Annotated in this window: 17 protein-coding genes; 14 read left to right on the forward strand and 3 right to left on the reverse strand. The window is 37.5% G+C overall.

Annotated elements, in window-relative coordinates; all coding sequences use genetic code 11:
* The first annotated feature begins 23 nt into the window (after window positions 1-23).
* The 5 genes from KD050_RS15940 to KD050_RS15960 all read left to right on the forward strand — a co-directional run bounded on the left by KD050_RS15940 (window position 24) and on the right by KD050_RS15960 (window position 7,250).
* Window positions 24-2,270, forward strand: coding sequence for an S-layer homology domain-containing protein (locus KD050_RS15940; RefSeq protein ID WP_211893315.1), 2,247 nt, complete (start codon window positions 24-26; stop codon window positions 2,268-2,270).
* A gap of 84 nt (window positions 2,271-2,354) precedes the next feature.
* A complete protein-coding gene (locus tag KD050_RS15945; RefSeq protein ID WP_211893316.1) occupies window positions 2,355-3,494 on the forward strand; it encodes a polysaccharide pyruvyl transferase family protein in 1,140 nt (379 codons plus the stop codon).
* 1 nt (window position 3,495) lies between these two features.
* Window positions 3,496-4,590: a glycosyltransferase gene (locus KD050_RS15950; RefSeq protein ID WP_211893317.1), complete on the forward strand. Its 1,095-nt coding sequence runs from the start codon at window positions 3,496-3,498 to the stop codon at window positions 4,588-4,590.
* Window positions 4,587-6,119 (forward strand): murein biosynthesis integral membrane protein MurJ, encoded by a 1,533-nt coding sequence (gene murJ, locus KD050_RS15955; protein WP_211893318.1) that lies wholly within the window; start codon window positions 4,587-4,589, stop codon window positions 6,117-6,119. Before KD050_RS15950 ends, murJ begins: the two co-directional genes overlap by 4 nt.
* 81 nt (window positions 6,120-6,200) lie before the next feature.
* Window positions 6,201-7,250, forward strand: coding sequence for a glycosyltransferase family 4 protein (locus KD050_RS15960; RefSeq protein ID WP_211893319.1), 1,050 nt, complete (start codon window positions 6,201-6,203; stop codon window positions 7,248-7,250).
* Window positions 7,251-7,357: 107 nt separating this feature from the next.
* Here the strand turns inward: KD050_RS15960 and KD050_RS15965 are convergent, their stop codons facing one another.
* Both KD050_RS15965 and KD050_RS15970 read right to left on the reverse strand, forming a co-directional pair.
* Window positions 7,358-8,401: an LCP family protein gene (locus KD050_RS15965; RefSeq protein WP_211893320.1), complete on the reverse strand. Its 1,044-nt coding sequence runs from the start codon at window positions 8,399-8,401 to the stop codon at window positions 7,358-7,360.
* A gap of 112 nt (window positions 8,402-8,513) precedes the next feature.
* On the reverse strand, window positions 8,514-9,149 hold the full coding sequence (locus KD050_RS15970; protein ID WP_211893321.1) for a YigZ family protein: 636 nt from the start codon (window positions 9,147-9,149) through the stop codon (window positions 8,514-8,516).
* A gap of 141 nt (window positions 9,150-9,290) precedes the next feature.
* Here KD050_RS15970 and KD050_RS15975 point away from each other — a divergent pair, with 141 nt between their 5' ends.
* A complete protein-coding gene (locus KD050_RS15975; protein ID WP_211893322.1) occupies window positions 9,291-10,436 on the forward strand; it encodes a sensor histidine kinase in 1,146 nt (381 codons plus the stop codon).
* Between the two features lie 35 nt (window positions 10,437-10,471).
* On the forward strand, window positions 10,472-11,146 hold the full coding sequence (locus KD050_RS15980) for a response regulator (protein WP_211893323.1): 675 nt from the start codon (window positions 10,472-10,474) through the stop codon (window positions 11,144-11,146).
* A gap of 410 nt (window positions 11,147-11,556) precedes the next feature.
* Here KD050_RS15980 and KD050_RS15985 read toward each other — a convergent pair whose 3' ends face one another.
* Entirely contained in the window at window positions 11,557-12,132 is a 576-nt protein-coding gene (locus tag KD050_RS15985) for a nuclease-related domain-containing protein (protein WP_211893324.1), read from the reverse strand.
* Window positions 12,133-12,450: 318 nt separating this feature from the next.
* Between KD050_RS15985 and KD050_RS15995 the strand changes: the two genes are divergently transcribed.
* The 7 genes from KD050_RS15995 to KD050_RS16025 all read left to right on the forward strand — a co-directional run bounded on the left by KD050_RS15995 (window position 12,451) and on the right by KD050_RS16025 (window position 17,624).
* Entirely contained in the window at window positions 12,451-13,032 is a 582-nt protein-coding gene (locus KD050_RS15995; protein WP_211893326.1) for a nuclear transport factor 2 family protein, read from the forward strand.
* 108 nt (window positions 13,033-13,140) lie between these two features.
* Window positions 13,141-13,986, forward strand: a complete 846-nt coding sequence (locus KD050_RS16000; RefSeq protein ID WP_211893327.1) for a DegV family protein — start codon at window positions 13,141-13,143, stop codon at window positions 13,984-13,986.
* 353 nt (window positions 13,987-14,339) lie between these two features.
* Entirely contained in the window at window positions 14,340-15,329 is a 990-nt protein-coding gene (locus tag KD050_RS16005; protein ID WP_370627101.1) for an ATP-dependent helicase ComFA, read from the forward strand.
* Window positions 15,326-15,949: a ComF family protein gene (locus KD050_RS16010; RefSeq protein ID WP_211893329.1), complete on the forward strand. Its 624-nt coding sequence runs from the start codon at window positions 15,326-15,328 to the stop codon at window positions 15,947-15,949. Before KD050_RS16005 ends, KD050_RS16010 begins: the two co-directional genes overlap by 4 nt.
* A 43-nt stretch (window positions 15,950-15,992) precedes the next feature.
* Window positions 15,993-16,409, forward strand: coding sequence for a TIGR03826 family flagellar region protein (locus KD050_RS16015; protein WP_211893330.1), 417 nt, complete (start codon window positions 15,993-15,995; stop codon window positions 16,407-16,409).
* A 332-nt stretch (window positions 16,410-16,741) separates the two neighbouring features.
* Window positions 16,742-17,005, forward strand: coding sequence for a flagellar biosynthesis anti-sigma factor FlgM (gene flgM / locus KD050_RS16020; RefSeq protein WP_211893331.1), 264 nt, complete (start codon window positions 16,742-16,744; stop codon window positions 17,003-17,005).
* 124 nt (window positions 17,006-17,129) lie between these two features.
* The gene (locus KD050_RS16025; protein ID WP_211893332.1) at window positions 17,130-17,624 is read left to right on the forward strand and encodes a flagellar protein FlgN; all 495 of its coding nucleotides are present in this window, start codon (window positions 17,130-17,132) and stop codon (window positions 17,622-17,624) included.
* Window positions 17,625-17,626: the final 2 nt, after the last annotated feature.

Raw genomic sequence — 17,626 nt, forward strand, 5'->3', positions numbered from 1 at the left:
AATAAAATTGGAGCGTGTTAATTATGAAAATAAAAGGTTTTAAGATTATTTTAATGTTACTAGTACTTATGATTATGATGCCTCTACAAGGATTAGCTGCTCAAACAGTAAACAAAGATATGAAGTTATCCTCTGGAGTTCAGTACAAACAATATACAAATACTGGGGCTAGAGTAAATTCTATTAATCATTTAGCTATTAATTTAAATGATGCTTATACAAAGGTAAACATTGGATTGCCAAAAGATTTTAGTAGTAAGGATACGACAACTAATATCGCAACAGGAGACTCCGTCGAAGGTAATCGAGTTGTTGGTGCAGTAAATGCAGCATTTTTCGACATGAGTGAGGGATACCCTCTGTTTTTAATCTCTCAGCAAAATGAAATATTAAATGGAGGAGTTCTATTAGACTCAACTACAGAATATTTCAACCAACCGATTGCTTTTGGTGTAACCGCTGACGGAAATGCCGAAATAGATCTTTATGATTTCGATATCAAGTTGAATTATGATAATTTGACCTATGATTTATCTGGTCTGAATAGAGAAAGACGTGCAGATGAGGCAATTATTTTTACTCCACAAAATATAAAAACAACTACAGATTCAAATCAATATGGTATAGAAGTAGTTTTTGAATCCGATACAGCTATCAATTCTACATACTATGGTCAGACAATAACTGGGAAAGTAAAAAGTACTCATATGGGCTCTACCGCAAAAGTGGCAATACCTAAGAATGGCTTTGTCCTATCTTTCCATGGTCCAGAATGGCGTGCTATTGGAGATAAGATGAAGATAGGAGAAGAAGTATCAGTTGAATTTGATATTGACTCCAAGTGGAAAGATTCACAGTTTATGCTAGCAAGTGGTCCTATGCTAGTGAAGGATGGAAAGAAACATGTTACGATGAATCTATCAAGTGCTAGAGCAACACAGGTCACTTCACGTAGTGCAATAGCAATTAGTAAAGACAAAAAGACAGTTCATCTTGTAACGGTAGATGGCGCAAATAAGAAAGGGATGAATATGTCCCAATTTGCTGATTACCTAGTTAGTCTTGGAGTTGACCGTGCGCTTAATCTCGATGGTGGTGGTTCAACGACTATGGGTATAAGAAACTATGGAAGTAATGCAGTCGTTCTAGCAAATAACCCTTCCGCAGGATCTCAACGAAGAGTTTCAGCAATCTTAGAGGCAATCAGTACAGCTCCGACAAGTAAGCCAAGTTCTATCAATCTTACTCGTTCTAATATTGGAACTATGTTAGTAGGTGCAACTTCATCCTATAAAATAAACTATATATTAGATGAATTTTACAATCCTATTACAGTTAGTTCTAGCAAGATAGTAAATGCGTCAGATAATAACTTAGTATCGTTCAATGGAACAAGCTTTACCGCTTTAAAGGAAGGTTCTGATAGAGTTCGTGTAAATTACGAAACTGCGTTCCAATCATTTCCTCTAACAATCGTTTCTGCACCAACTAATTTGACTATTAATGCTAGTGCGAAATCAGCAAATATTAATAGCAAGCTGACATTTACTGCAAATGCAACGGATGCAGATAACAAGTCATTGATTTATTCGCCAGAACAGCTGAAATGGTCAGTTGAAGGTGGTATTGGTACTATAACATCAGCAGGAGTATTCACCGCTGGTAACCAAGCAGGAACAGGTAAAGTAGTTGCGCAGTTAGGTACAAAAAAAGTATCCGTCGGGATAGAAGTTAAATCAAACGTATCTTCAAAATTTACTGATATCCTAAGTACAAATCCGTATATAACAGAGATTAACTATTTAACTAGTAAAGGTTATATAAATGGATACGAGGATGGAACATTTAAACCAAATAATAATATCACTAGAGCAAATGCAGCTGTACTGATAAGTAGAGTAAAAGGCTTGAATTTAGACAAAATTACCGACCCGAATTTCAAAGATGTGCCAAAAACACATCCTTATTATAAAGAAATTGCTGCTATCGCAAATTTAAATATTGTAAATGGGAAAGAAAATGGATATTTTGACCCGAATGGTAAATTAACAAGAGCTCAAATGGCAAAAATATTAGTTAATGCATATAATCTTTCGGGAACAACAGATAAAAAATTTACAGATGTACCTAGTACACACTGGGCGGTTAATGATATAAATACATTAACTGCAAGCGGAGTGACCACTGGTTTCAAGGATGGAACATATAAGCCGGAAAACCCTATTACTAGAATGCATTTCAGTGTATTTTTATATAGAATAATTCAATAGATAATAAAAGCCTCTCCATCGTATGTGGCGAGGCTTTTATTATGTTATAATCAGATATTATAAAGACAAAAGGATGTTAAATAGATGAAAATAGGGATTGTGGGGAACTATGGAAATAATAATAATGGGGATGAAGCAATTCTTTCAGGCATTCTCCAACAATTATTACATACTTTCCCTGTACAAATAGAAGATATTACGGTTTTCAGTAACAATCCTCAACAAACTGTTAACCGATATGGCGTAAAAAGTTATCCTCTATATTATAAAAAAGGGAGGAATATTAATACTTTTATACATACGTACAAAAAAAATAGGAAATATATTCAATCGCTAGATTTGTTGGTCATTGGCGGTGGTGGAATCCTTATGGACTTTTATAAAAGAGAGGCGCAATTGTTCGGAACTTATGCATTGATGGCCAAAAATATGAGTGTACCATACGTTGTATATGGCTGTGGTGCAGGTCCTATCCACACCTTCATGGGAAAATGGAGCTTAAGATTTATGTGTGGGTTTGCCGATAGTATATCTGTCAGAGACCCACAATCGAAGCAGCTTTTAGAAAGTATTGGTGTCAAAAGACCGATCACCATTATAGGAGATCCAGCTTTTACATTACAAACAACTTCGAAAGTTTATAATTCAACTCCAACTAGAATAGGAGTTTCTGCAGTGCCATTTTTCAATTCGAATTATTGGCCACAGGGCAGTGAATCTAAATACAAGGCATATATCAATAGCATGGCAAAAAATTTAGATAAACTGGCGGAGCATCATGAAGTTAAATTTACTTTTTTTGCAACTAAATTTCCTCAAGATGTGGATGCGACAAAACATATCATGAACTCTATGAAACACAAAGAGCAAGTGGAGATTATCGATAGAAATTTAATGCCACAAGAAATACTTGAAATAGCGAATGCACAAGATATTGTTATTGGTACTAGATTACATTCACTTATACTTGCAACTGCAACAGCTACACCAATCATTGCAGTCTCGTACCATAACAAAGTAAATGATTTTATGCATTTAGCAGGCTTAGAGGAGTTCTGTTTTAGTATGGATAGTATTGAACAGGATGAGCTTATGTTCAACAATGCTTTTAGTAAGATGAAGAACGACTGGGATGAAACCATTGAAAATACAAAAAAACTTTCCTTTCATTTTAATGAAGAAGCACAAAATGGGGTTTCACAATTTACGAAGGCAGTGAGATAATATGAAGAAAATTTTTGTCATTAGTAATATGTATCCTACCTCCAATCATCTATCTTATGGAATCTTCGTGAAAAACCAGGTTGAAGCTTTAAGAAAAGCTGGTATGAACGTTGAAATTGGGGTAAATACCGACCCATCAACGGGGATGAAAAACGCACTGAAGAAGTATGTTTTATGGGCTATGAAGGTAATGAAAAAAGGATTATTCCAAAAAGGGAGTATTTCTATTACGCATGCACATTATGTATTTCCATCAGGAGTCTTTTCATTATTGTTAAAAAAAATCTTTAAAATTCCCTATGTAGTAACTGCCCACGGCGGCGATATTGAAAAAATGGCAAAGAAAAACGCCACTATTCGAAAATGGACGACTCGGATTTTGCAAGAAAGCTCGCATGTCATTGCAGTTGGACCGATACTTGCAAAGCAAATAGAAGTAGATTTTCACATACCTAAAGAAAAAATTACTATTATGAGCATGGGTGTTAACCGAGAGGTTTTCAAAGAAGGCGATAAAAAGGATGCTAGAAAGATCTTAAATTTATCACCAGATGAATTCATATTCTCTTTTGTAGGAAACGTTATTAAACAAAAAGGCGTGGAAGAATTACTTCAAGCTTTTGAACAGGTTCAATTGAATACAAGTAAGCGAGTAAAGCTAGCGATAATTGGCTCTCGTCGTGATGTATCCTTTATGGAAAAAATTGAACCGCTTTTAAATGATGATGTGCTATTAATTGATCCTGTCAAACAACGAGACCTTGTAACATGGTTTCAAGCAAGTGATGTGTTTGTCCTACCTTCTCATATAGAAGGCTTTGGTTTAGTTGCTTTAGAGGCTATCGCATGTGGTACACCGGTTATCGCTACGGATGTTGGTGGACTGTCTGACCTTTTAGCAAACGACGCAGGTCATTTAGTGGAATCGCAAAATGTGAGTGCGTTGAAAGAGGAAATGTTAAAATCGCTGGAAGCTGAAAACTATTATAACCATGTGGCAACCAAGAAGGTATTATATACGCATGATGAAAAAAATATTATTAAAAATCTTATATTAATCTATGAGTCTGCCGTACAAAAAGGTATTAAACAGTGAATACATTTTTAAAAATTGTTGGAGCAGTAGCTGTTATTAATATAATTGCTAGGTTGTTTGGTTTTTTAAGAGAAATGATTATTGGATATCAGTACGGTACAAGTTATATGGCAGATAGTATTTTCACAGCATATACACTTCCAAATTTCCTCTATTTAGTTATTGGTGGTGCCTTTACAACTGCGTTTATATCCATTTACAATCAAAACAAAACGGATCAAGGATTATTTGTAAAGCAGGCATTTACTACTGTAGTTACGACAATACTGGTTATCACTTTACTAATGTTAGTGGCAACGGAACCAATCTTGAATTTATTCTTCGAAGAAATGACTGATGAGGAACGAAGGCTCGCTACGAGTTTGTTTTATTGGATGATGCCTTCGACGATTTTCTTAGTCTTATCTACTTGGTTTAGTGGACTGTTAAATGTAAACGGCAAGTTTCATTTATCTAGTTTCTCCATTCTTTTATACAATGCAGCATTTTTGATCATTTCAGTTGTCTGTTCTTATTGGATTGGACCCATCGCGTATGGAATTGGTGCTTTAGTTAGTGCAATTATGATGGTTGGATTCCTTATAATCGGGTATAGAAAGCTGGAGAAGTATCCAATTGGTATATCGTTTCAACAAACCTGGACAACAAAACAACTTTGGCAGCTTGCACTTCCAATTATGCTTGGTGGAGCAACTATTCAATTTTATGCACTCATTCAACGTATATTTTCAGCAACACTTTCAGACGGGTTTGTTTCGGCAGTAAATTATGCGACGAAGCTTACTCAATTTCCGCAAGCAATATTAATGACAGCAGTTACGACAGTTATTTATCCAATGCTGAGTAAAAAAGTTGGGGAAAAAGATGATAATGCCATAAAAAGCATATATACAACAGGGCTTAGATATTTAGTTATGCTTTTAATCCCTGTTACGATCTTTTCATTTTTCTATGCTGAAAACCTAATTCAGGTCATATTCGAATACGGAAAGTTCGATGAAGCCTCTACTACGATTACTACGCCGATTTTAAAAGTATTTTTATTAACGATGTTTTTCTTAGCGGCAAATACGTATGTGACGAGATTCTATTATGCAAAAGGGAACTCAGTTACACCAGTAGTATTTAGTATTATTAATGTCTTTGTCATTAACATTTGTGTGATTTATTTATTCATCGATTCCATTGGTGCAATGGCAATTGCATGGGGTACATCAATTTCCTCCGTTATTAATTTCATAATGTTATCTATATATGCTAGTAGAAAATATCAATTATCATTTTTTAATAAATGGAATAATGGTATAGGAAAGATATTCATAGCAATCTTATTAGTGGGAGTAGTTACATATTTATCAAGTGAATTTATTCTATTATCTTCTAAGTGGTTAACATTTTTGGCAGGATTGAGTATATTTGGAGTCAGTTATGTGTGTTTCTTCCTATTGCTTAAAGTGAATGAAGCAAATATAATTTGGATGAAACTAAATAGCAGTATAAAACGTTTAATAAATAGAAAAAATAAATGATACGAAGTTAATATCCATGATATAATGTATTGGATTTGACTATAACTATTACTATTACAGATTTAGATGAGGAGGAGAGACATGCTTGCCTTTACACTTGTGTTGGCATTTGTCGCATCCGTACTATTTACACCACTTGTAAAAAAATTAGCGTTTCGAGTTGGCGCAGTAGATAAACCAAACTATAGAAAAGTCCATGCTAAAATTATGCCAAGACTTGGTGGACTAGCTATCTTTTTGTCCTTTGTCGTCGCTTTTGTCGTATATAGACCAGATGGCCAACATGACAAAGCAATGTTACTTGGAGCGTTAATCATTATCATTACAGGTGCTTTAGATGATATGTTTGAGATTACTGCAAAAGCAAAATTACTTGGGCAGCTTCTAGCAGCCGCAAGTGTTGCCATATATGGTGGCCTTCAAATTGAGTTTATAACCATACCATTTATAGACTATCAATTACAATTTGGTTATTTCGCAATCCCTCTTACTATTTTGTGGATTATTGCAATCACAAATGCAATAAATTTAATCGATGGTTTAGATGGTTTAGCAGCAGGTGTTTCTACGATAGCACTTTTAACACTATCAGGAATGGCTATTATAATGGGAACTCCATTCGTTGCAGCAATGGCGGCTATACTAGCTGCTAGCACATTAGGTTTCTTAGTATTTAACTTTTACCCAGCGAAGATATTCATGGGAGACACGGGTGCATTATTCCTTGGATACATGATATCAGTGCTCGCATTACTTGGATTTAAAGGGATAACAATGTTTGCCTTGATCATTCCTATTATCATGCTTGGTGTGCCTATTTCGGATACATTCTTCGCGATTGTTCGAAGATATCGTTCAAAACAGCCATTAATGGCTCCAGATAAATCTCATTTACATCATTGTTTATTGAATGCAGGATTTACGCATCGTCAAACAGTGCTAATTATTTATTCGATAGCAGCTATGTTTGGAATCGCAGCATTGATATTCTCACAAGCAACGATGTGGGGAGCAATCCTACTACTAGTTATCATGCTTGTAGCAATAGAGTTGTTTGTAGAAGCAATTGGTTTAGCAGGGAAGAATTATAGACCACTCATTAATTTAGTGAAAACAATAGGTAAATCATGAAAAAATAGCCTTTCATTCTAGTATATAGAATGAAAGGCTATTTTTGTTTTTACCTCCACAATATTGTAAAAGGAGCTATGAAGAAAATTCTTCATAGCTCCTTTATGTTATTGACGATCATCTGCTGCGTAATTACTATCTGTATCCGAGATGTTATCTGAAATATTGCTTGTTTCCGGTTGTAATCCAAGGTGACTTTTCAGAATATCTCTAGTTTCATCTAGGCTTTCTTCTTCTAGCTTCCAATAATATGTCCCTGTAGACATATCATCATAACCGTCCAGTGTTAGGGTATCGATTTGTGGAATACCTCCTTTTATGTACTCAAAGAAGGATTTCATTTCATCGAATGTTAAATCTGTCTTCATATTATCTCCTACAGCTTCAATCACATCACCATATTTAGTAAAAGAAGAAGCTGAACTAGCTTTCTTGATGATCGAAGAAAGTATCATTTGTTGACGTTTACCTCGTTCGATATCATTATCAAGTTTTCGAGTTCTTGCTAAAGCTAATGCTTCTCGACCGTTAAGTTCCTGTAACCCAGGCTCTAATTGTACAGTTCGTTGATCGTTCTCATCTTTTTCTAATAACTTATATGGAACCTCAGCTTCGATTCCACCTAAAGCATCTATTACATCTATAAATGCATCAAAATTCATCTTCACATAATAATCTACTGGCACCTCTAGTAAATCTTCGACTGTTTCTATTGAAGCTCTAGTTCCACCATAGGCATGAGCATGTGTGATTTTATCTTTATACCCAACTTCATCAATATAAACATATGAGTCACGTGGGATACTTACTAATTTTACAGATTTGGATTTATTATTTAAGGTCGCAAGCATCAATGCATCAGAACGGCTATTTGTGTCACCTTGACCACGCTGTTCACTATCGTCAATTCCTACAAAGAGAACAGAAATATTATCATTTATAGGTTCGACCTTCTCGTCACGCAATGGAGGTTTTACACGATCAACAACTTCGAAAGCATTGTCCGCAGCGGTCTCGGCCTTTTTGGTTAAGTAAGCTGCATAGGTAGTTAAAGAAATAAGTAACGACGCAACTATTATCAATGAAACAGTTAATATTTTACGCTTTTTACTACTTTTCTTTTTCTCCTTTTTATATGATCTTCTATTCATTTTTTAATCTCCCTTTATTCTAGATAACTCTCATAGGACGAAGAATCGACAAAATAGTTTCATTAAATTTGCCATGTCCTTTATTATACTATGGATTTGATAATAGGTAAATTTAATTCATCACAAATTCTAGAAACTCTTTTTCGACAAGCTCTATTTTCGCTTGCCCATTAGTGATCTCGGCCATCCAGTTAATAAAGGTTGGTTCTTCATTTGCTTTCGTAAAGACTAGAACTTCTACAAGATCTGCATAATTTATTTCCTTTAAAGGATAGACAGAGTTACGTACTTCATTTTCTACTTTTCCTAGCCAAGTATAGTCGATAGAAACCTTCAGGAGATGATGCAGTTTACGTTTCACTACTTTTGCAGCATCTATTCCTTCCGTAGTAGCTTTCCCGTAAGCACGGATAAGTCCACCTCCGCCGAGTTTGATGCCACCGAAATAACGAGTGACGACAACAACTGTATCTTGAAGTCCTTGCTTTTTGAGCACCTCAAGCATTGGTACTCCCGCAGTTCCACTTGGTTCACCGTCATCGTTTGCCTTTTGTATATTGTCATGCTCCCCAATAATGTATGCTGAGCAGTTGTGATTAGCACTTTTATGCTTTTCTTTGATATTATTGATAAAATCTTGTGCTTGTTCTTCAGTTTCGGCTCGATTCACGTAAGTAATGAAACGTGATTTCTGAATGATGATTTCGCTCTCCCCATTGCCTTGTACAGTATGGTAATCTTTTCTCATGGATATATTTCCCCTCCTGATTCTATTGAAACATAGTTGTAAAGTAATTTTAATTTATTTTTAGTCACTTAGTGCTATAATAGGATTTGTCATCATTATTGAATGAGGACTCATTTGGACGCATAAAGGAGAAAAAAACAGATGACGAATAAGAATTTTGAAAAACAATCGTTAGATGTTATTTTCGATCGGATGGTCGAAGTGATGGATCATTCGAAGAAGGATATATTCATTATAAGCGAACAAAGTCGACAAAGCTTTGAAGAAATGAAAGTGGAGTTAGAAATTATTCGTGGAGATATCGAGACGGTTATAATTGAAGGAGATATGCTCGAATCGAAATCGAAGCTTGCCAGAAATCGATTAGCAGAAGTCTCTAAGAATTTTGACTCATACGATGAACCACAAGTTCGCCAAGCCTATGAAAATGCAAATGAAATTCAAATAAATCTTCTCATCAAACGTAGTGAGGAACGACAGCTAAGACATCGAAGAGACGATTTAGAACGCAGATTACAGGGCTTGTTGGAAATGATTGAACGTGCCGATCATCTGGTCAATCAGGTGAATATCGTCATGAATTACTTAACATCCGATTTGAAAAATGTAGGAGCAGCACTTGAAAATGCAAAAATTAAACAAGATTTCACCTTGAAAATTATCGAAGCACAAGAGGAAGAACGCAAAAGACTTTCAAGGGAAATTCATGATGGCCCCGCGCAAATGCTAGCGAATGTACTACTCAGAACAGATTTAATCAATCTTACATATCAGCAGCGTGGTGGAGACGAAGCGATGAAAGAAATTATTGATCTTAAAAAAATGGTTCGTAATGCATTATCAGAAGTACGTCGTATCATTTACGACCTTCGACCAATGGCATTGGACGATTTAGGGTTAATACCAACGCTTCGAAAATATATAACGACAATCGAAGAATACAATCCAGAAGGTAAGATTAATTTCCAAACTTTTGGAGAAGAGAAAAGGCTAGAAACCAATTTTGAAGTAGCCATTTTCCGCATAGTCCAAGAGTGTTTAACAAATGGAACGAAACATGGGAAATTTACAGAAGCATGGGTGAAAGTAGAATGGTTGAAACAAAAGATAAATATTATCGTCAAAGATAATGGGGCTGGATTTGATCCAGAGGTTGCAAAAGAAAAATCCTTTGGGTTAATAGGTATGAAAGAACGAGTGGATTTGTTAGAGGGAACGATGAAAATTATTTCATCCCCTGGCAGAGGTACTACTATTTTGTTTAGTATCCCATTAAATGAGGAATAGTAAATACGGCTTTTTAATTATAGGAGGAAATGAACATGACAAAAATAATAATCATAGATGATCACCAACTATTTCGCGAGGGAGTAAAACGTATTTTAGATTTTGAAGACTCTTTCGAAGTAATAGCAGAAGGTGACGACGGCAATGACGTCCTAAACCTTTATGAAAAGCATCTACCAGATGTAGTATTAATGGATATTAATATGCCTACTAAAAATGGAGTAGAAGCAACAGGAGAATTATTAGAAAAATTCCCAGAAGCAAAAGTAATCATCCTATCTATCCATGACGATGAATCCTATGTATCACATGCATTAAAAACAGGTGCACTTGGATACATGTTAAAAGAAATGGATGCCAATGCCATTGTCTCAGCTATCAAAGTAGTAGCAAAAGGCGGATCATACCTACATCCAAAAGTAACACGTAACCTAGTAGCTGAATTCCGTCGCCTAAGCGAGCGCGAAAACAAAGGAAACTTCCATCAAACAGAAATTCGTCGTCCATTCCATTTACTAACAAAACGTGAATGTGAAGTACTACAATTACTAACAGATGGCCAAAGCAACCGCACAATCGGAGAAACACTATTCATCTCCGAAAAAACCGTGAAAAATCACGTATCCAGCATCCTTCAAAAAATGAACGTAAACGACCGTACCCAAGCCGTAGTAACCGGCATCAAAAACGGTTGGGTTGAAGTTCGCTAATCATAAACCCCTTTCTTGCATGTGCAAGAGAGGGGTTTTGTTTTGGAAAAATAATGCCATAAAGAGGTAATGTTGTGCAAACGACTACTAATGTAGCGAGAAACCACAGGGAAGTTGCGTAAACCCCTCCGAACGTTGCGCGTCCGAAAAACATTGCGCATATCGAATTGACTGTTGCGCAAAAGTTCCCTAATGTTGCGAGAAACTCCACCAAAGTTGCGCAACCAAAAACGTCACTCACCAATCCATCACTTCTTCTTATTCTCCAAAAAGTATCGACTAGGACCAGACCCATGAGCTATCAAATCCATACTATTTAACATGCGTGAAGCAGCATATTTCGAATCTATCATGCAAAATCTACGAAACTCTTTATTAGTAATTTTTTTATCAATTATCCAAAAGTAATCTCATACCGCTGATATATGTGCATAACGATCACTTTTTCTGCAAGCCATGCAACGCCATGTTGTATGTACACGCTGCATCCCGAACACTCCGCAACTCGGACACTCCACGCCCATCCTTATTTCACTCGAAGGAATCCAATAATATTCGCAAAGTGGTGAATACACAAAAGTAGTTCTACTCTCTCGTATGAGCTTTTCAAGAATCATCAACTCTCCATCCGAAAAACTAGTACTATTACAACTATTGTACATCTGAGTCACTCTCTCAACCATGCTCTCTAACTTATATATGGGATAATGGGTAGGCTTTTGCATAATGCGGCAGGACTTAGAGGTCATGATGACAGCACCAGTCACTTTAATCTGTGGAAGGGTCTTACGTAGAAATTCTTTCATGAAGCGAATATGTCGCATCAATTGAAAATATGGATTAGAAAAGGGGGTCTCTACTCCATTTTCTTCCTTATAAAATTCATCAAGTTCTTCATTAAAATACAAGCGGCCACTTATATTTTTCGACTCGAGGACATACAACATCGGTCGGTCACAACAATACAGTCGATTTGCACTTTCCAATCATCTAGCTCCAAACAGACATCCGAAAAAACTTGAAACTCACCGCACAAACGTAACTCCTTCAATCTATCAACAAGCCGGTTCTCACCACGCATTCCAGCCTCCTGTTTTCGAATCTCTTCCCGAATAAAATCAACCATACCAGATCCCTCAGGTAGCCTCTTCAACAAAGCGAAATGTCCACTCAATACTTCAGCTCCTTTCAACCTATATCTTACATTCCAATGACGGAATATTCTACCTATTTGTAATGGGAACTTATTAATTGAGTTTTCGTCCTAATTATGACAAAATAACCTTCAGCAGGAGGAGACATACATGAAAATATTCCAAACGATTACACTCGCAGCCTTTGCACTAACGCTGGCAGCTTGCAATAGTAACGAAGAAACAAACCAAAACACGAATTCCGCAGGTGACATCGCTCCAACGAACACACAGGTCACAACAGATCATGGTGCGGAAGACAAAAGCGAAACCAATGTAGGCTTTGAATTGTCAGGTGGCAATATTGAAGAAGCGACTAATGTACCAGAAAAAGAAAAAACGGCATTAATCGATTCCTTCACCGAATACATGGAATCATTTAACGAAGAAGATATTAAGCGCTACATGAATACAATCTCCAAAAATCCTGAAGGCTTCAACTACGATGATGAAAAAATTATGGTTGAAAAAACCTTCAACGACTACGACACGATACGTACAGCGGATAACATCACCATCATCAAATACGACAAATCGCAAGCCCAAGTATTCTCCAATATTCACACTTCACTAAAGCAAACCGACACAGGCGCTAAGCTAGACCAAAACGGTCGCCAAGTAACTGTATTTGTCAACGAAGACGATAAATGGCTAGTCTCCAGTGTTTACTACATTGGCGAAACAACTGAATAAAAACTCTTCCCCCATACATATATGACAAATATCATGTTTGGGGCTTTTTAATGCTTTCATTTCAACCAATTATTCAGTAAACTTACAAATAGGAGTGTGATTTATAAAATGAAGACAGCAATCGTAACCGACAGCACCGCATATATCCCGAAAGAAATTCGTGACCAACTGAATATTCATATGGTGCCGCTAAGCGTTGTCATCGGAAATAACACCTACCAAGAAGAACTAGACTTAGGCACCACAGAATTCTACGATAAAATCCGAAATGGTGGTGCTCTCCCAAAGACATCCCAGCCTGCTCTTGGAAAATTTATCGAAACATATGAACAACTAGCGAAAGAATACGATGCAGTTATCTCCATCCACTTATCAAGTGGCATCAGTGGAACATTTGCTGGAGCAGTACAAGCAGGAGAAATGGTAGACGACATCGATGTACGCACTTTCGACACAGAACTTTCCTGTATGGTCCAGGGCTTCTACGTACTAAAAGCCGCTGAAATGGCTGGGTCAGGTGCTACTCCAGACGCCATTATGCAACAGCTAAATAACATGAAACAAACGATGCGTGCATACTTCATGGTCGACAATCTAGACCATCTCCATCGCGGTGGAAGACTTAACGGCTTTGAGCGTGTTATTGGTTCAGTTCTGCAAGTTAAACCGATACTGCACTTCGAAAACAAAGTCATCGTTCCATTCGAAAAAGTCCGTACGCGCAAAAAAGCGATGAAACGTATATCGGACATGCTTCAGGAAGATGCTGACCAATTCAACAGCGTAAAAGCAACAATCATCCATGCAAACAACGAAAACGAAGCAATCGCATGGAAAAACGAACTCCAAGCAACAATGCCAAACGTAGATTTCACAATCAGCTATTTCGGTCCAGTGATTGGTACGCACCTTGGTGAAGGCTCGATGGGACTCGGTTGGTATAATAATAACTAATTAGGAGAATGCCCATGAACGAACAACTGCAACAATTTCTCACTGGCCGAATTTGGCTTCGCGAACACACACCATTCCCACGCGAAGTCATCGACGCCCACATCGACTCCGGTCACATCCACCTAAAGCCTGGCATCAACACAATTACACAGTCCGTCCTTTTTTGGCAATCAAAGAAGAGTGTCTGCAACAGATGCCACAATACGAACCAATCCTTATTTCACTCATTCAACTGTGCACGCTGTAACAAAATTTGTACCTATTGCCGCCACTGTATACGAATGGGACGGGTGAGCAGTTGTTCGGAGTTACTCCTTTGGGACAAGCAGCATGCTCACGGCGTGAACATTCATATGTTTGCATGGAGCGGCCAGCTAACTCCACTTCAACAAAAGGCAAGTGAAGAACTACTTTCAAGTGTCGAACAAAATCAGTCACACTTAGTCCACGCTGTATGTGGAGCAGGAAAAACAGAGCTCCTATTTCCAGCCATATTTGCAAGCTTACAGGCAGGGAAAAGGGTTTGCGTTGCCGCCCCGAGAACCGATGTTATTTTAGAGTTATTCCCTCGCTTTCAAAAAGTCTTCCCAAACACAACAATTCACGCACTGTACGGAGGTGCACCTGACCAACAAGGTTTTGCCGAATTAGTGCTCGCCACAACCCATCAACTCTATCGATTTGAACAAGCCTTCGACGTCCTATTCGTCGATGAAGCAGATGCTTTTCCCTATTACGCAGACGAAACACTCCAACAAGCAGTCTCAAAAGCCGCTAAACAACACGCTGCCATTCATTATGTAACAGCCACTCCTACTAAATTATTAAAAACAACCAACCAATCCATTCTCACAAGAAGATATCACGGCCAAGACCTTCCAGTACCACGATTCGATAGTCTCTGGGGATACGCAAGGCAACTGAAAAAAGGGAAAATCCCTTCTAAACTACAAAAGTGGATAAATGAAAAAATAGAAACGAAGACGCCTTTTCTCATCTTTCTCCCTACTATTAAAATGCTAGAAAACTTCCCAGGAGAGTTACCAAGAGTACATGCCGAGCATCCAGATAGGAAAGAACTAGTCATGCTATTACGAGAAAAGAAAATACCTGGCTTATTAACAACAACCATATTAGAACGAGGGGTAACGATTGAAAATGTCCATGTAGCCGTAGTCGGTGCAGAGCAACCGATTTTCACCTCCAGTGCGCTCATTCAAATAAGTGGACGAGTCGGTAGATCAGCGCAGTATCCAGATGGAGATATTGTGTTCTTTCACCATGGAATTAGTATAGAAATGGATAAAGCACAGGATGCGATAGAAGGGTGGAATCGTTCATGACCTGCTTAATTTGCGGCGCTTCTTATCAATCTACGCCAACCTGGTCCAAGCTTTTTTTATACGAGCTAGACTCTTCTACTTGCTCAAGATGCTTCGATAAATTTGAAATATCAGAGTCGACCATTGATTTTACGGATTTTCTAGGAACTCCTTATGAAGGCGCAGTCGACTCAGTCTTTTGTATATACACCTACAATGAGCCAATGAAAGAATACTTACTCCAATATAAATTCCTGCAAGACGTTGCATTAGCAAAAGTATTTGCTCCCAAGCTGCAACAGGCATGTCAGACGAAGGAAGGTATTGTTGTCCCGATTGCCATGCATCCAGAAAAATTAGTACTACGCACTTTCGCACAAGTCGAGGAGCTGCTAAATGCAGCACAAATTTCTTATCAACAATTACTCATTAAAACTAAATCTGAATCTCAAGGTAAGAAAACAAAAAGGGACCGTTTAAAAACAACAAATCTGTTCGATGCATTCCAAACAATCGAGGCAACAAATTATATTTTATTCGACGACATTTACACTACAGGTGCAACCATTCACCAGGCAGCGAAGATTTTAAAGGATGCAGGTGCCAAAAGTGTCGACGCAATCACTTTAATAAAAGGCTAACTTGCCGATATAAAGTAAGAGAATATAATCTGGAGGTAACAACATGGGTGAACTAAAAAATTGTCCGTCATGCGGCGACTTTTTTAACTATACGGGACTTAGAGAAGTATGTAACAATTGCGCAATGAACGAAGAAAAATTATACGAAGTAGTATACCGCTTCCTCCGTAAGCGCGAAAACCGTGCAGCAACTGTGGAGCGGATTGTAGAAGCAACCGGCGTGGAAGAGTCACTACTACATAAATGGGTACGCAAAAACCGTTTACAACCAGCCATGTTCCCAAACCTAGGCTATCCGTGCGACAGCTGTGGGAAAATCACACAATCAGGGAAACTATGCAAAACTTGCGTAGATGACTTACAATCTGGACTTCGCCAATTTGACGCAGCAAAAGAATTCCGAGAAAAAGTTTCCGAAAGAGAAAGTGGTACTTACTATTCAGATAACAAGAAGAAATAACTCTCACCTCGTGTGGGAGTTTTTACTTTATCTAAACCAATCCTAACTGCAACATAAAAGAACTTAACTACCACATAAACACACCAAATCAACACATAAACTTACCTAACTACCACATAAGGAACAATGACTACCACATAAATCCGCATATTCACCACATAACCTTCCATTAACTCCGCTCAAGCCCCACCAAAAGACACTCCAATTCCAATAGATCCTTTAATTCCCAAGACCTATTCCATACAAATCGTTCAAATTACTCTAAACACTTCATATTTCGTGCCGAAATAAGATATAGACACTTCGAAAAGAAGAGGGGAGGACGAAATTATATGAAAATCACAAATGTTGGTGTAAACCAGATTAATCCATACAAACGCAATCAACAGCAAGCTGAAAAAGTACAAAACACAACTAAAACTACTGCAGATCAGTTGGAAATATCGTCTGCTGCTAAAAGCATGCAAACAAAATCGCCTGTTGAAGTAAAACAAGCAGAACGAGTTGCCGCCATCAAAGCAGATATCGATGCAGGAACTTACAAAGTAGATGCAAAGAAACTAGCATCGAACATCCTAAATTACTATCGCCTATAAAGTGAAACTTCCATCAATTGAAATCACTATTCCATTGATGGTTAGTTGAAACAATCGGGGATTTACAGGCTGTTTATAAAAATATTACAGCCTGTTAAACCGGGATAAAAAGGAGCTTACAAACATGTCCATCGTTAACATTTTGCAATCACTAACTAAACTAGATATGTTTCACAAAAGCTTGCTAGAGGTTGCATACAAAAAAACAGAAGCTATCAAAACGGGGGACATGGACAGTCTAAACCAGCTGCTCAAGGACGAGCAGGCACATGTAGCAGGCATTTCACAGCTAGAACAACAGCGTCAATCAGAGGTAACGGATTACCTTCGAGCAAAAGGAATTGCTCCTACTGACAATCCAACTGTTGCACTTGTCTTAGAAAATACCAACACAGTCGAAGAAAAAGCTCAGCTAACAAAAGCACGTAATAATCTATTACTAACATTAGAAACATTAAAACACCAAAATGATCTAAATCAAAAATTAACTTTGCAATCACTTCAATTTGTTAATTTAACACTAGATGCATTAAGACCAAAGCCAGACCAAATAAACTACTCGAGATCTGAAGTACAAAGTCCCTCAAAAGACAAAACCTACTTCGACTCACAAGCATAAGG

Origin of the sequence: Psychrobacillus sp. INOP01 (assembly GCF_018140925.1) — a bacterium.
Taxonomy (GTDB): domain Bacteria; phylum Bacillota; class Bacilli; order Bacillales_A; family Planococcaceae; genus Psychrobacillus.

Bases quoted from the DNA above. Each gene is read 5' to 3' on its own strand.
- KD050_RS15940 (WP_211893315.1), top strand. From the start codon at position 24: ATGAAAATAAAAGGTTTTAAGATTATTTTAATGTTACTAGTACTTATG.
- KD050_RS15945 (WP_211893316.1), top strand. From the start codon at position 2,355: ATGAAAATAGGGATTGTGGGGAACTATGGAAATAATAATAATGGGGAT.
- KD050_RS15950 (WP_211893317.1), top strand. From the start codon at position 3,496: ATGAAGAAAATTTTTGTCATTAGTAATATGTATCCTACCTCCAATCAT.
- KD050_RS15960 (WP_211893319.1), top strand. From the start codon at position 6,201: ATGCTTGCCTTTACACTTGTGTTGGCATTTGTCGCATCCGTACTATTT.
- KD050_RS15965 (WP_211893320.1), bottom strand. From the start codon at position 8,401: ATGAATAGAAGATCATATAAAAAGGAGAAAAAGAAAAGTAGTAAAAAG.
- KD050_RS15970 (WP_211893321.1), bottom strand. From the start codon at position 9,149: ATGAGAAAAGATTACCATACTGTACAAGGCAATGGGGAGAGCGAAATC.
- KD050_RS15975 (WP_211893322.1), top strand. From the start codon at position 9,291: ATGACGAATAAGAATTTTGAAAAACAATCGTTAGATGTTATTTTCGAT.
- KD050_RS15980 (WP_211893323.1), top strand. From the start codon at position 10,472: ATGACAAAAATAATAATCATAGATGATCACCAACTATTTCGCGAGGGA.
- KD050_RS15995 (WP_211893326.1), top strand. From the start codon at position 12,451: ATGAAAATATTCCAAACGATTACACTCGCAGCCTTTGCACTAACGCTG.
- KD050_RS16000 (WP_211893327.1), top strand. From the start codon at position 13,141: ATGAAGACAGCAATCGTAACCGACAGCACCGCATATATCCCGAAAGAA.
- KD050_RS16005 (WP_370627101.1), top strand. From the start codon at position 14,340: ATGTTTGCATGGAGCGGCCAGCTAACTCCACTTCAACAAAAGGCAAGT.
- KD050_RS16010 (WP_211893329.1), top strand. From the start codon at position 15,326: ATGACCTGCTTAATTTGCGGCGCTTCTTATCAATCTACGCCAACCTGG.
- KD050_RS16015 (WP_211893330.1), top strand. From the start codon at position 15,993: ATGGGTGAACTAAAAAATTGTCCGTCATGCGGCGACTTTTTTAACTAT.
- flgM (WP_211893331.1), top strand. From the start codon at position 16,742: ATGAAAATCACAAATGTTGGTGTAAACCAGATTAATCCATACAAACGC.
- KD050_RS16025 (WP_211893332.1), top strand. From the start codon at position 17,130: ATGTCCATCGTTAACATTTTGCAATCACTAACTAAACTAGATATGTTT.